This is a genomic window from Brevibacterium marinum (assembly GCF_011927955.1).
Lineage (GTDB): Bacteria > Actinomycetota > Actinomycetes > Actinomycetales > Brevibacteriaceae > Brevibacterium > Brevibacterium marinum.
The window spans coordinates 2248706-2261522 of the sequence record NZ_JAATJN010000001.1 but is presented as its reverse complement, the minus strand read 5'-3'; the positions used below and the strand labels follow the sequence as shown (position 1 = coordinate 2261522).

The 12817-nt window shown below is 65.4% G+C and carries 12 protein-coding genes; 1 reads left to right on the top strand and 11 read right to left on the bottom strand.

The window, feature by feature from the left end:
• Positions 1 to 46: 46 nt before the first annotated feature.
• The 9 genes from BKA07_RS09970 to BKA07_RS09930 form a co-directional block, all read right to left on the bottom strand.
• Positions 47 to 1684 carry an AbgT family transporter gene (locus BKA07_RS09970; protein ID WP_167950768.1) on the bottom strand — a complete coding sequence of 546 codons (1638 nt, stop codon included), beginning with the start codon at positions 1682 to 1684 and terminating at the stop codon, positions 47 to 49.
• A gap of 105 nt (positions 1685 to 1789) precedes the next feature.
• Positions 1790 to 3136 carry a M20 family metallopeptidase gene (locus BKA07_RS09965; protein ID WP_167950767.1) on the bottom strand — a complete coding sequence of 449 codons (1347 nt, stop codon included), beginning with the start codon at positions 3134 to 3136 and terminating at the stop codon, positions 1790 to 1792.
• Between the two features lie 84 nt (positions 3137 to 3220).
• On the bottom strand, positions 3221 to 4030 hold the full coding sequence (locus BKA07_RS09960) for an SseB family protein (RefSeq protein ID WP_167950766.1): 810 nt from the start codon (positions 4028 to 4030) through the stop codon (positions 3221 to 3223).
• Positions 4031 to 4033: 3 nt separating this feature from the next.
• The gene (gene priA, locus BKA07_RS09955; protein WP_167950765.1) at positions 4034 to 4771 is read right to left on the bottom strand and encodes a bifunctional 1-(5-phosphoribosyl)-5-((5-phosphoribosylamino)methylideneamino)imidazole-4-carboxamide isomerase/phosphoribosylanthranilate isomerase PriA; all 738 of its coding nucleotides are present in this window, start codon (positions 4769 to 4771) and stop codon (positions 4034 to 4036) included.
• A gap of 75 nt (positions 4772 to 4846) precedes the next feature.
• Positions 4847 to 5476, bottom strand: coding sequence for an imidazole glycerol phosphate synthase subunit HisH (hisH, locus tag BKA07_RS09950; protein WP_167950764.1), 630 nt, complete (start codon positions 5474 to 5476; stop codon positions 4847 to 4849).
• Entirely contained in the window at positions 5473 to 6075 is a 603-nt protein-coding gene (locus BKA07_RS09945) for a hypothetical protein (RefSeq protein WP_167950763.1), read from the bottom strand. Before BKA07_RS09945 ends, hisH begins: the two co-directional genes overlap by 4 nt.
• Positions 6072 to 6668: an imidazoleglycerol-phosphate dehydratase HisB gene (gene hisB, locus BKA07_RS09940; RefSeq protein ID WP_167950762.1), complete on the bottom strand. Its 597-nt coding sequence runs from the start codon at positions 6666 to 6668 to the stop codon at positions 6072 to 6074. Before hisB ends, BKA07_RS09945 begins: the two co-directional genes overlap by 4 nt.
• A gap of 108 nt (positions 6669 to 6776) precedes the next feature.
• Positions 6777 to 7910, bottom strand: a complete 1134-nt coding sequence (locus BKA07_RS09935; RefSeq protein ID WP_167950761.1) for a histidinol-phosphate transaminase — start codon at positions 7908 to 7910, stop codon at positions 6777 to 6779.
• 9 nt (positions 7911 to 7919) lie between these two features.
• Positions 7920 to 8252 carry a LysM peptidoglycan-binding domain-containing protein gene (locus tag BKA07_RS09930; protein WP_167950760.1) on the bottom strand — a complete coding sequence of 111 codons (333 nt, stop codon included), beginning with the start codon at positions 8250 to 8252 and terminating at the stop codon, positions 7920 to 7922.
• Positions 8253 to 8486: 234 nt separating this feature from the next.
• Between BKA07_RS09930 and lexA the strand changes: the two genes are divergently transcribed.
• Positions 8487 to 9242: a transcriptional repressor LexA gene (gene lexA, locus BKA07_RS09925; protein ID WP_167950759.1), complete on the top strand. Its 756-nt coding sequence runs from the start codon at positions 8487 to 8489 to the stop codon at positions 9240 to 9242.
• Positions 9243 to 9377: 135 nt separating this feature from the next.
• On the opposite strand, the gene BKA07_RS09920 is transcribed toward lexA, so the two are convergent.
• Positions 9378 to 11345, bottom strand: coding sequence for a helicase C-terminal domain-containing protein (locus tag BKA07_RS09920; RefSeq protein ID WP_167950758.1), 1968 nt, complete (start codon positions 11343 to 11345; stop codon positions 9378 to 9380).
• Positions 11342 to 12817: a GTPase HflX gene (gene hflX / locus BKA07_RS09915; protein ID WP_167950757.1), complete on the bottom strand. Its 1476-nt coding sequence runs from the start codon at positions 12815 to 12817 to the stop codon at positions 11342 to 11344. Before hflX ends, BKA07_RS09920 begins: the two co-directional genes overlap by 4 nt.

The following is a 12817-nucleotide window of genomic DNA, read 5'->3' as shown; positions in this document are numbered from 1 at the left end:
TCGGCGAAGGGCTCGGGTTGCGGCGTATCCGACGTCCACCGTCGTCTTACTCGAGGAAGACGCCGTTGCCCGGCCCCAGCGGCAGATCGAAGAAGAACCAGATCGCCAGCAGTCCCGCCCAGGCCAGCCAGAACGGAATGACGAACGGGACCATCCTCGAGATGATCGTGCCGAATCCGGCATTGGGTTCGTAGCGACGCACGAGTCCCAGGAGGACGATCATGTAGGGGTTGAGCGGGGTGATGACCTGCGTGGCGGAGTCGCCGACGCGGAATCCGGCCTGGATGAACGCCGGCTCGTAGTCGAGCAGCGTGAACAGCGGCACGAACACCGCTGCCATGAGCGTCCACATCGAGGACCCGGAGACGATGAACAGGTTGAGCACACTGGCAAGGAGCATGAAGCCGAGGATCGCCGCGAAGCCGGTCAGCCCGATGGCCTGGAGCCCTTCGGCACCGGCGACTGCGATCCACGATCCGATGCCCGTCCAGTTGAACAGGGCGATGAACTGGCCGAGGATGAACGCGAGGATGAGGAAGGACATCATGTCGACGATCGACTGGCTCATCATCCGCACCAGGTCGTTCATCGACCGCACGGTGTGCACGACGAAGCCGTAGACGACGCCCATGAGCATGAAGTAGGCGAAGACGATGAACACGATCGAGGACAGCAGCGGAGACTTCGGCAGGAATCCGCCGTCGTCGTTGCGCCAGGGCGAATCGGGGACGAGAAAGGCGAAGAGCAGCACCGCGGTGAGCAGCAGGGCCGCGGCCATCGACCAGATCAAGCCCCGCTTCTCCTGGGGTTCGAGCTCGGCCTTGACCTCCTTCTGCGACTCCTCGACTTCCTCGGCGGACACCGAGTCCTCGCCGTAGGGGTTGTCCGTCGCCCGGTACTCCTTGGCCAGACCGGATGACGTGGTGTCCGCATATTCGCGCGGCACGCCTTTGCGGATCATGTTCGGTTCGATCAGCTTGTCGATGATGAAACCGGCGATGGTCGCCAGCACGATCGAGGCGACGATGTTGAAGAAGTAGTTCGACACCGGGTTGACCGCCGTGTACTCGGTGCCAGGCAGGGTGTCCATCACCGAGGTGGTGATGCCGGCGAAGAGCGCGTCGAGGCTGGTCGGCACGATCGAGGTCGAATAGCCGGCGCCGGTGGCGGCGAAACCGCCGATCAGCCCTGCCATCGGGTGCCGTCCGGCCGCTTTGAACACGAGTGCAGCCAGTGGTGGGATGATGATGAAGGCGGAGTCGGCCATGATCGATCCGACGACACCGACGAAGCCGACCGCATAGGGCAGCAGCCACTTCGGACTCTTGCCGAATGCGATGCGCACGGCCGCAGCGAGCATGCCCGACTTCTCCGCCACACCGACGGCCAGAAGGATCGGCAGCACCGTGGCCAGCGGTGGGAATCCGATGTAGTTGTCGCCCATCGTCGTCGTCAGCCAGGACAGACCCTCGCCGGTGAAGAGTCCCTTGATCGCCACGGTCTCGTCGCTGCCGGGAATGGAGACCGAGACGTCGGCGATCGCCATGGCCGTGGAAATCGCCCCGGTGATGAGGAACAGTCCGAGGAAGAGGGTGAACGGCTCCGGCAGTCTGTTGCCGATCCGTTCGATTCCGTCGAGGACGCGCTGACCGATTCCGACTTTCGCTGATGTCGTCGTTGACATGATGCTTCCTTCTCTTGAGTGGGCCCATTCCGCGCGGGTGGCCCCGGTGCGCGGGCAGGCCCGGTGTGTGGGTAGGCCGAATGCGCGGGTGGGCCCGGTGTGTGGTCAGTTGAAGTAGTTCTCCACATCGACGGCTCCGCCTGCACGGTCGAATTCCGCAAACACCTCGGCTGCGAGTTCGTCGTCGACGAGGAAGTCCAGGGCCGTGCAGGCCAGCCCGTAGCCGGCATCGTGAGCGGCGGCCTCGGCTTCCGGTGTGATCGCGGCCTCGGCGAATTCGCGGGTGTGCAGGGCCACCTCGGCGTCGGCGGTCTTGATCAGCGGGTGGATGCCGGGGATCCGGTAGGAGACGTTGCCGAAGTCTGTCGACGCAGCGATCGATTCGTCAAGGACTCCGGCGGGAAGGGGGCTGCGCCCCTGGGCCTCCTCATGCTTCGCCCAGCGTCGCGTGAGCGCGGAGTTCGTGCGCACCGGAAGGGAGGGAGGGTGCTCGTCCCATTTCACCTCGACCCCGGTGCCGGTCATGAGCGCCGCCCCCTTGGCCGCATCCTCGACCCGGTCCGAGAGCTCCTTGAGCGTGTCGGGGTACTTCGACCGGACATAGCACTCAACCGTGGCGGATTCGGCGATGATCGAGGGCCGACTCCCACCGTCTGCGATGACGGCATGCAGACGGGAGATCGGCGGCATCTGCTGACGGATCAGGCCCAATCCCTGGTAGAAGAGGTTCGCCGCATCGAGGGCATTGCGCCCCATGAACGGCTGCGCCGAGGCGTGGGCGGCGACCCCGGAATAGGTGACCTCGAGCAGCCGCCGGCCCAACCACACCTGTTCGGCGCAGTCGTACCCGTAGCCGTGGACCATGATCGCCGCATCGATCCCGTCGAAGGCACCGTTGCGGGCCATGACCTCCTTGCCGGAGTGCCCCTCCTCTGCAGGTGTGCCCAGCAGAACCACGGTTCCGGGGACGGCGCCGGGGTTCTGACCGTGGAGGTCGTGGAGTGCCAGAAAGGCTCCCACCGCCGAGGCGGCGATGAGGTTGTGCCCGCACGCGTGCCCGATCTCCGGCAAAGCGTCGTACTCGGCGAGGATCGCGATCGTGCGCCCCTGCCCGGATCCTGTCGTTGCCCGCAGGGTCGTGTCGGCACCGAACAGTCCGGTCTCGACATCGATGCCCCGGCCCCGCAGCAGAGAGGCGATGGCGGCGACGGACTCGTGTTCGACGAAGGCGGTCTCTGCGAGGGTGTGGATGGTGTGGAGCAGCTCGGTGAGGTCCGACTCGGCGTCTGCGAGGCCGGCGGCGATGCCGGCCGTGCTCGACTCGGGAGCTCCGGCGAATGCAGAGCTCCACGCTCCGGCTTGCTCGCTGCGTTCACGGGTCCGGGCGGCGATCTCGTCGAGATAGCTCTCGTCGGGGGCGGTCGGGCGACTCAGGTCGCGAATCTCGTTCATGGAGACCCATGATAAGAGAAACGGCGCAAGCGCACATGTCCCTTCCGGCTATCCGGCACTCGGCCCGGGTGGTGATTCGTCCTGTCAGGCGTCGGCGAGCTGGATAGCCAGCGAATCGACCTTTTCGACGATCGTCTCGTCGGAAGCCAGCGCCGCCTGGAATCGCTGCATCTCCTCGGTCGGCACCTGCGAGCGAACCCCGAGTCGGATGCCGACCTCGGGCCCCTCGACGTGGACGCGGGCGCTTCCCGGGCTGAGACTGACCTGGGCCAGCCAGGGGAATCCTTCGGCGATGGCGACCAGGGCGCGGCCCACCTCGGCGTCGGCCCAGGCCGGAGTCCAGGGCAGGCCCTGCGCGAACGCGAACATTGCGGGACGACGCAACAGGAACGAACTCGCGGCCCCGGGGTCGAGGACGACGAGCTGCGAATCGGCCTCGATCGCCCCGAGGACCAGCCGCTCCGATTCGATCGGCACGGGCCGGGCGTCCGGGTGCCATTCCGTCAACGGCGGGATCGAACTGAACCCGGGAGTGCATTCGCGTCCGTCTTCGGCCTGGAGACGGACCATGGCCATCTCCGAGGAGTTGTCGGACATGAGCCCGTTGTCCCCGACCTGCTGGTCGACGGCCATCGGCACGATCGGCGCGTAGAGCCGGGCACCTGCCAGCGACGAGAACACGCTGCGGTGCGCATTCGGATCCAACGGCTCCCGCCCCACCCGACCGAGGGCGTCGAGGAACCCGGCATCGGCAAGTCCGGAGTCGCTCGAGAACGGATTCGGTCGCAACTCACGACCGGACCAGGACTGTCCGGCGGAGTCCGTCCGACCGGACGGCGAGGGTTGCTCGGACCGATTGGGGGTCTCGGGCCGATCGGGCGAATCGGATGACACCACTCAGCCTCCGGCGACTTCGAGCGCTTCTTCCAAGGTGAATTTTCCGGCGTAGAGGGCCTTGCCCACGATCGCCGAATCGACTCCGAACGGCACCAGTTCGCGCAGGTTCCTCAGGTCGTCGAGGCTGGAGACTCCCCCCGAGGCCACGATCGGCTTCTCGGTCCTCTCCGCCAAGGACTTCAGCAGCTCCACATTGGGCCCCTGCAGTGTGCCGTCCTTGCGGACGTCGGTGACGACATAACGGGCGCAGCCGGCCCGTTCCAGGGTCGAGAGCACCTCGTAGAGGTCTCCCCCCTCCTTGGTCCAGCCGCGAGCGGCGAGTGTGGTTCCGCGAACGTCGAGGCCGATGGCGACCTGATCGCCGAACCGGGAGATCATCTCGGCGGTCCATTCCGGGTTCTCCAGCGCTGCTGTGCCGATGTTCACCCGTTCCGCTCCGGTGTCGAGAGCACGCTCGAGGCTCTCGGTGTCACGAATTCCGCCGGAGAGTTCGACCTTGATCCCCACGGCCTTGACGACCTGATTGAGCAGATCCGAATTCGATCCTCGGCCGAAGGCGGCGTCGAGATCGACGAGGTGGATCCACTCCGCTCCCCTGCCCTCGAAGTCGTGGGCGGCGTCGATCGGCGAACCGTAGTCGGTTTCGGTGCCGGCTTCACCCTGGACGAGGCGAACGGCCTTGCCGTCGGCGACGTCGACGGCGGGAAGGAGGACGAGCTTATCGGTGGTTTGAGTCATTGTGACCTTTCTCAAGAGACTGACGAGACTGAGCGGCAGGGGCTGAACTGACGGGGCTGAAGCGTGTGGACAATGCTAGTGGCGAGCCTTGCCGCCGTGGGGAAACGAGCCCACCCAGTTGCGCAGCAGGCGTGCACCCGCCTCGGCGGACTTCTCCGGATGGAACTGGGCGGCCCAGGTCGTTTCGTCCTCAACCGCGGCAACGAAGCTGGCACCGTGGTCAGCTGTGGTCACCAGCGCGTTCGCAGGAGCGTGGACCGCCGCATACGAATGGACGAAGTAGAAGCGCTCATCGCGCACGCCTGCGAACATACGAGACCCCTCCGGCGGGTTCACCCGGGTCCACCCCATGTGCGGGACGACCGGGGCATCGAGAGCCGTCACTGCTCCGGGCCAGATACCGATGCCCTCGGTCTTGACTCCGTGCTCGTCTCCGCGGGAGAAGAAGACCTGCAGTCCGACGCAGATTCCCAGCAGCGGTCTCCTTTCCTCATGCCATGAGCGGATGAGTTCGACACCGCCGACCCGATCCAGCCCGGCCATCACCGCGGAGTAGGCGCCGACGCCGGGAACCAGCAGACCGTCGGCTGCGTCGATGACCTTGCGATCGGCGGTCAGCACGGTTTCGGCGCCGGCGGCAGCGGCCGCGCGCACCGCCGACCGCACGTTGCCTGCCCCATAGTCGAGGACGGCGACGGTGCTCACTGCTTCGCCCCCCTGGTCAGGACCCGATAGATCCTCCACAGGGAGAAGCCGAGCACGATCGCTCCGAAGACAGCGACGACCCATGCCATGGTGTTCCCGCTCATTCCGAGGGTGATGCCGAAGGCGGTGATGAGCCCGGCGAGCACGGCTACGACGATCCACAGCAGGGCGGTTCGAGCCACGGCCGCCCGCCCAGGTGACATGGTCGCGGCACTGGCCTGCATCTTCGTCATCGACGAGGTGGGGATGCTGCCGTCGACATCGTCTGCCGAGACGATTTCGAGCAGCAGCTGCTCGAGCACGTCCGGAAGGTTCTTCAGCGCCAGGCCCGCAGGGACATCCGATTCACGGCTGCCGTGCCGGTAGTGACCGGCATCGATCTGCTCCTCGCTGCGCACGAGGAGCAGGACCTCGTGTTTGCCGGCGAGCTTGGAGATCGCCGCGGCCGCCTCGTTGCCTGCCTGGACGTCCGTGTCGGCCAGGACTATTCCGGTGAACTCTCCGATCGGGACGATGGTGCCCTTGATGTTCGACAGCACACAGGCCGCGGCCAGCTGCGAAGCGACACCGAACGGGGTCACGACGACTGTTGTGCTCACAGGACTCCCTTGGTGCTCGGGACCGACTGATTGCGCTCGTCCGGTTCCACCGCTTCACGCAGGGCACGGGCGAAGGCCTTGAATTCCGCCTCGGCGATGTGGTGCGGGTCTCGCCCGCGCAGCAGGTCGAGGTGAACGGTGAGCCCGGCATGGAACGCGATCGACTCCAGAGCATGCGAGGTCATCGAGCCGGTGAAATGGCCGCCGATGAGGTGGTACTGCTGCCCCTCGGGCTCACCTTCGTGAACGAAGTACGGGCGCCCCGCCACGTCGACGACACAGCGGGCCAACGCCTCGTCCAGGGGGACGGCGGCCAGCCCATAGCGACGGATGCCGGTCTTGTCCCCGAGGGCCTCGCCCATCGCCTGACCGAGCACGATCGACGTGTCTTCAACGGTGTGGTGGACATCGATGTGCGTGTCGCCTTCGGCCTTGACCTCCATGTCGACGAGCGAATGCTTCGACAGTGCGGTCAGCACATGGTCGAAGAAGGGAACGCTGGTGGAGATGTCCGACCGGCCGGTCCCATCCAGGTCGATGGAGACGGTGACCGATGATTCCGAGGTCGCGCGGGAGCGTTGTGCCTGCCTCATGGATTGCCTTTCGTATGAAGGGGTGTGACGCTTGGGACCCATTGTCCCCTGTTCGGGTGTCGGTGTGTCGGCCCGGCCTCGATGACCGAGTCTCAGATGACCGGGGTCTCAACCGGCGGGCAGCAGGATGCCGGGGTCCTCGCCCAGGATCTCGTCGATGGCGCGAAGGAATGCCGTCGTCTCGACCTCGGTGCCCGCGTTGACTCGAGCATGATGGGTGATGCCGATGTCACGGATGAGTATTCCGCGGTCCAGCAGCCGCTGCCACAGCGTCTGCGGCGAGGAGATGTTGCCGAACAGGACGAAGTTCGAATCGCTGGGAAAGACGGTGAACCCGACGTCACGCAGGTGCTGGGAGATTCGGTCGCGCGAGTCGATGAGTCTGTCCACGTTGTCGAGCAGAACATCCGCGTGCTCGAGTGCGGTGCAGGCGAGCACCTGAGTGATGTCCGACAGGTGGTAGGGCAGTCGAACCAACCGCAGGACGTCGATGAGCTCGGGCGCGGCGATCGCATACCCGAGACGCAGCCCGGCGCAGGCGAAGGCCTTGCTCATGGTTCGTGACACGACGAGCCGTGGGCGACCGGCCAGCAGCGTCATCGCCGAGGGCCTCGCGGGCCGGGAGAATTCGGCGTAGGCCTCGTCGACGATGACGATTCCCGAACAGTTGTCATAAGCGGCCTCGATGACGTCGAGACCGATCGACGTGCCCGTCGGATTGTTCGGCGTGCACAGGAAGACGATATCGGGGTCGACGTCGGCCACCTCGGCACCGACGGCGTCCGCGTCGAGTGCGAAGTCGTCGTTGCGGGCCGAGGACTGCCAGGAGGCTCCGGTGCCGGTGGCGATCAACGGGTGCATCGAATAGCTCGGAGTGAATCCGAGGACTGTCCTGCCCGGCCCACCGAAGGCCTGCACGATGTGCGAGAGCACTTCGTTGGACCCATTGCCGGCCCAGATCATCTCCGGGCTGAGGTCGACCGCTCCCCCGGCCCGCCGGTTGACTCCGTCCAGATAGGAGACGAGGTGGCCGCGCAGATCTTCGAACTCTCGGTCCGGATAGCGGTTGAGGCCGGCGAAGTGCCCGTCGACCGCCGAGCGCATGCTTTCGACGACGACGTCCGGGATCGGATAGGCGTTCTCATTGACGTTCAGCTGCACCGGCACATCCAGGTGCGGAGCACCGTAGGGCTTGAGGCCGACTAGGTCCGAACGCACTGGCAAAGACTCGAAATTTCCCACCGCATCAGTTTAGCGCTGAGGCACATCCAAGGTCTGACCCGGGTGCACCACCGGCGATGACAGATGGTTGATGTCGACGATGTCGGCGACGACATCGCGAGTGTCCCGGTCCAGGCCGAGGCCCACGGCCACGGCCCACAGGGACTCCCCTTCACCGACGACCACTGCTTCGGCGTCGATGCCGACTGATTCGGCCTCCGACCCGGCAGCGGCGGAGAACGACTGAGTGGCGACGAAGAACGCCCCTCCGACGATGGCAACAGCGCACAACAGGGTCCGGAGCAGGCGCATCGCCTGGCGTCCACGTGCAGTGAAGCGCAGGTCCTGAATCTGTGCAGTCATCGCATTACCTCTTTCCTTCGTACGAATCCACCCTCAATAGGTAGAACGCCTGTTCTATTCAACATGCCAATCGAACATATGTCCAGTCCAGCTCGAACATTTATGCGACAATGAGAGAGAACCAGCGTTGTTGATTGATCTGAAAGAACCATCTCAGTCGGCACTGACACGAGAATTCTCGACGCGAGGATCAACGCGTGACGCCGGCGGGAATAGAACGAAGGGGAACGAGCAGTGGTTCAGAACAAACGAGGGAGAGGTCGTCCCCGCAATGAGGACGTCGCCAGCGAGATCAAAGCCGCCCGTGATGACGACGAAGAGGTGTCGATCCCGGATGGTTCCACCGGCGAAGGCGATTTTCGCCTCACGCCCCGACAGCGACTGGTCCTCGAAACGATCGAGCGCGCAGTCGTCTCCAACGGATACCCACCGAGCATGCGCGAGATCGGCAAGGCCGCCGGACTCGCATCGCTGTCCAGCGTGGCCCACCAGCTCTCACAGCTCGAACGCCTCGGCTATGTTCGCAGAGATCCGAAGCGCCCACGTGCCATCGAAGTGGTCAACCCGTTCGAAGAGGAAGAGGCCGAGCGAGCCAAATACGAAGAGCTGGCCAACAACACCGTCCAGGTCCCCGTGGTCGGCCGCATCGCCGCGGGCGGTCCCATCCTCGCCGAGCAGGAGGTCGACGATGTCTTCTCGCTGCCCGCCCAGGTCGTCGGCTCGGGCGAAATGTTCCTGCTCAAGGTCGTCGGCGATTCGATGATCGAAGCCGCCATCTGCCACGACGACTGGGTGGTCGTGCGCAAACAGCACACGGCCGACAACGGGCAGATCGTCGCGGCCCTTCTCGACGGAGAGGCGACCGTGAAGACGCTCAAACGCAAGGCCGGCCATCAGTGGCTGCTTCCTCAGAACAAGGACTACGAACCCATCGACGGGTCCTATGCGCAGATCATGGGCCTCGTCGTCGCAGTGGTCCGACGCCTCTGAGCCGAGGCAGACCCCGGCACCTGACAGTGCCGAACGGTCTCAGCCAGGTGCAGTGCCCACGATCGCCGCGGTCGTGGGCACCGCGTGTCTCGGGCGCCGGGATCGGTTGCGCACCCCGTCAGCCGAGCGTGCGTGTCAGTCGTCCTTCTCTGCCAGACGTCCGAGGCTGGCCTTGACGAGTGCCGAATCGGTGCTCGGCCACATCGACGGCATCGAATTCACGAGGTACCCGGAATAGCGCGCCGAACGCAGACGAGAGTCGAGGACGGCCACGACGCCCTGGTCCGACGTCGAGCGGATCAGCCGGCCCGCTCCCTGCGCCAGCCGCAGCGCGGCGTGGGTGGCACTGACGGCCATGAACCCGTTGACACCACGGCTGTCGGCATCGCGGGATCTGGCCTGCATCAGCGGATCGTCGGGGCGTGGGAACGGGAGCCGGTCGATGATGACGAGACGATTGGTCCGCCCCGGCACGTCCACTCCCTGCCACAGCGACATGGTGCCGAACAGGCACGCCTCCTCATCGGCGCTGAACTGGGAGACGAGGGAGGGCAGTCCGTCGTCGCCTTGGAGGAGGATCGGAACGTCCAGCGTCGACCGCAGGTGCTCGGCAGCGGCGTTCGCGGCGGCGCGAGAGGAGAACAGCCCCAGGGCTCCCCCGTTGGATGCCGTCACGAGTTCCTCGAGCTCTTCCAGCGCCTGCTCGCTCAGTCCGCTGCGGCCGGGCCGCGGAAGGTGGGCGGCGACGTAGAGGATGCTCTGCCTGCCGTAGTCGAAGGGCGAACCGACATCGAGGCCGTCCCATTTGGGCGCATCGGGTCCGAAGAGTCCCAGCGATGCCGCGACGGCGTCGAAGTTTCCGCCCAGGGACAGCGTCGCCGAGGTGGCCACCACCGTTGATTCCTCGAAGATCCCCGACCGCATGGTGCCCGCCACGCTCAGCGGCGCAACCACGAGGTTCGTGGTCTCACGTTCACGAAAGGTGCTCCGGCTCAGCCACACGACGTCGTTCTTCCCCGGCGAGCAGAATCGCTCGGCCAGGTCGAACACCTCTTGGCACCGGGCTTTGGCCATCTGTCGTCCAGCGTCGGACTCCTCGGTCTTGCCGCCGATGTCGTTGATGATCTGCCGAGAGGAGTCGCGAATCTGAGCCAGGGCCAACGACAGCGTCTCGCTCATGTTCATGACCAGACCTTCGCTGACACCGCTGAGGGCTCGCTCCAGGGCCGCGGCCGCCGAATCGAGCAGTGCGACGACTCCGTCTTGGACGACCGTGTGCTTGCGCACGGAGGAGGTGGCGGCTGAGAGCATGCTCATGTTGATCTGACCGGACAGGGCGTTCGTGACTCGATCTTTGAGCTCGTGGGCCTCATCGATGACGATGACGTCGTGTTCGGGCAGAACGGTGTTCTCTCCGAAGGCGTCGATGGCCAGCAGAGCGTGATTTGTCACGACGATGTCGGCCTCGGCGGCATTGTTGCGCGCCAGCTCCGCGAAGCATTCGGTGTAGAGCGGGCAGTTCGACCCGAGACAGTCGAAGGCGTTGACGGAGACCTGCGACCAAGCTCGGTCGCTGACCCCGGGGAGGAGGTCGTCGCGGTCGCCGGTCTCCGTGGTCTTCTCCCACGTCCGGATCCGCTGGATCTCCTCGCCCAGACCCGAACGGTCGCTGGGTTTGCGTCCGGCCTCCGCATCGGCACCGAGGTCGAAGAGCATGCCTTCGCCCTCATCCGGGTACCCGCCGGAGAGCTTGTGCTTGCACACATAGTTGCGACGGCCCTTGAGCAGGGCTGCACGTGGCAGCGGGTCGAGCGTCTTCTTCACGGCCTTGAACAACCGGGGCAGGTCACGATGGATGATCTGCGTCTGCAGCGCCAAGGTCGCAGTCGAGACGATGACACGGCCCCCGGTCCGGCTGGAGTATTCGGCCGCAGGGACCAGGTACGCCAAGGACTTTCCGGTGCCGGTCCCGGCCTGGACCAGCAGGTGAATGCCCTTGTCTACCGCCGAGGCGACCGCTTCGGCCATTTCCGTCTGTCCTTGTCGGGTCGAGCCGCCGATGGCGCCGACGGCCGACTCGAGCAGATCTTCGACCTTGCTCACTCGCCGGAGACCAGGTCCGGACGTCGGAATTCCTCGAGCTCCGCGGCGAGGTCGGCCGGGACCTTCGCCTGCAGCCCGGTTCCGGCGGCGCTGTGCTCTTCGTGCTCGACCACGCCCAGGGCGTAGATCTTCGACACGAGATCGCCTCGTTCATAGGGGATGAGCACCGTGACCTCGATGTCGGGCGAGGGCAGCATCGTCTCGATCGTTTCGACGAGTTCGGGAACGCCTTCTTTCGTCGCGGCGGAGACGAAACAGGCGTCCGGATACTCTGTGCGCAGACCGGTCACGACGGCTTCATCGGCGATGTCTGATTTGTTGAACACGAGGAGTTCGGGGATGTCTCCGGTGTCAACGTCCTTCAGAACCTCCCTGACAGCGTGGATCTGTCCGTGCGGATCCGGGTGGGAAGCATCGACGATGTGCAGGAGCAGATCCGAGCCGGAGGCCTCTTCCAGGGTCGATCGGAACGCTTCGACGAGCTGGTGGGGCAGGTTCCGGACGAAGCCGACCGTGTCGGTGTAGGTGAAGGTGATTCCGTCGGCGGTGCGTGCTTGTCTGACTGTGGGATCCAAGGTCGCGAAGAGCGCGTTCTGCACCATCACCTCGGCGTCGGTGAGGCGATTGAGCAGGGACGACTTGCCGGCGTTGGTGTATCCGACGATCGCCACCGACGCGATATGGTTGCGTGCCCGGTTCTTCCGCTTCGTCGACCGCGAGGGTGCCATTCCCGCAATCTGTCGGCGCAGCTTCGACATTCTGGCCCGAATCCGACGCCGGTCCAGTTCGATCTTCGTCTCACCCGGACCGCGCGACCCGATTCCGGCGCCACCGGCGACACGACCGCCTGCCTGGCGCGACAGGGATTCGCCCCAGCCGCGCAGGCGCGGCAGCAGGTACTCGAGTTGGGCCAGTTCGACCTGTGCCTTGCCCTCACGTGATTTGGCGTGCTGGGCGAAGATGTCGAGGATGAGTGCGACGCGGTCGATGACCTTGACCTTGATGACGTCTTCGAGCCCGCGCCGTTGGCTGGGTGCGAGCTCGGAGTCGATGATCACGGTGTCCGCCCCGACGGAGGCCACGATCTCGGCGAGCTCTGCGGCCTTGCCCTTGCCGAGGTAGGTTCCCGGGTCCGGGTTCTCGCGGCGTTGGATGAGCGCGTCGAGGACCTCGGAGCCGGCTGTCTCCGCGAGTGCCGCGAGCTCCCTGACCGAGTTCTCCGCCTCGGCGAGCGTCGTGTTCCACACCCCGGCGAGGACGACGCGCTCCAGGCGTACCTGCCGGTATTCGACTTCGGTGATGTCTTCGAGTTCGGTGGACAGTCCGGCGACGCGTGTGAGGGCGGCCCTTTCGGCCAGGTCGAACTGCGAGTCGTCGTCGACTTGTGAATCGTTGTTGCTCAGCGCCTGGGCGCCTCGTGCGAGAACGCGATCGAGCATCGCTTCCCGACGTTCTTTGTCAGTGGACGTCAT

Excerpts from the sequence above, each read along its gene's own strand:
- hflX (WP_167950757.1), bottom strand. The coding sequence starts at position 12,817 with ATGACGTCCACTGACAAAGAACGTCGGGAAGCGATGCTCGATCGCGTT.
- BKA07_RS09965 (WP_167950767.1), bottom strand. The coding sequence starts at position 3,136 with ATGAACGAGATTCGCGACCTGAGTCGCCCGACCGCCCCCGACGAGAGC.
- BKA07_RS09970 (WP_167950768.1), bottom strand. The coding sequence starts at position 1,684 with ATGTCAACGACGACATCAGCGAAAGTCGGAATCGGTCAGCGCGTCCTC.
- hisB (WP_167950762.1), bottom strand. The coding sequence starts at position 6,668 with ATGAGGCAGGCACAACGCTCCCGCGCGACCTCGGAATCATCGGTCACC.
- BKA07_RS09930 (WP_167950760.1), bottom strand. The coding sequence starts at position 8,252 with ATGACTGCACAGATTCAGGACCTGCGCTTCACTGCACGTGGACGCCAG.
- priA (WP_167950765.1), bottom strand. The coding sequence starts at position 4,771 with ATGACTCAAACCACCGATAAGCTCGTCCTCCTTCCCGCCGTCGACGTC.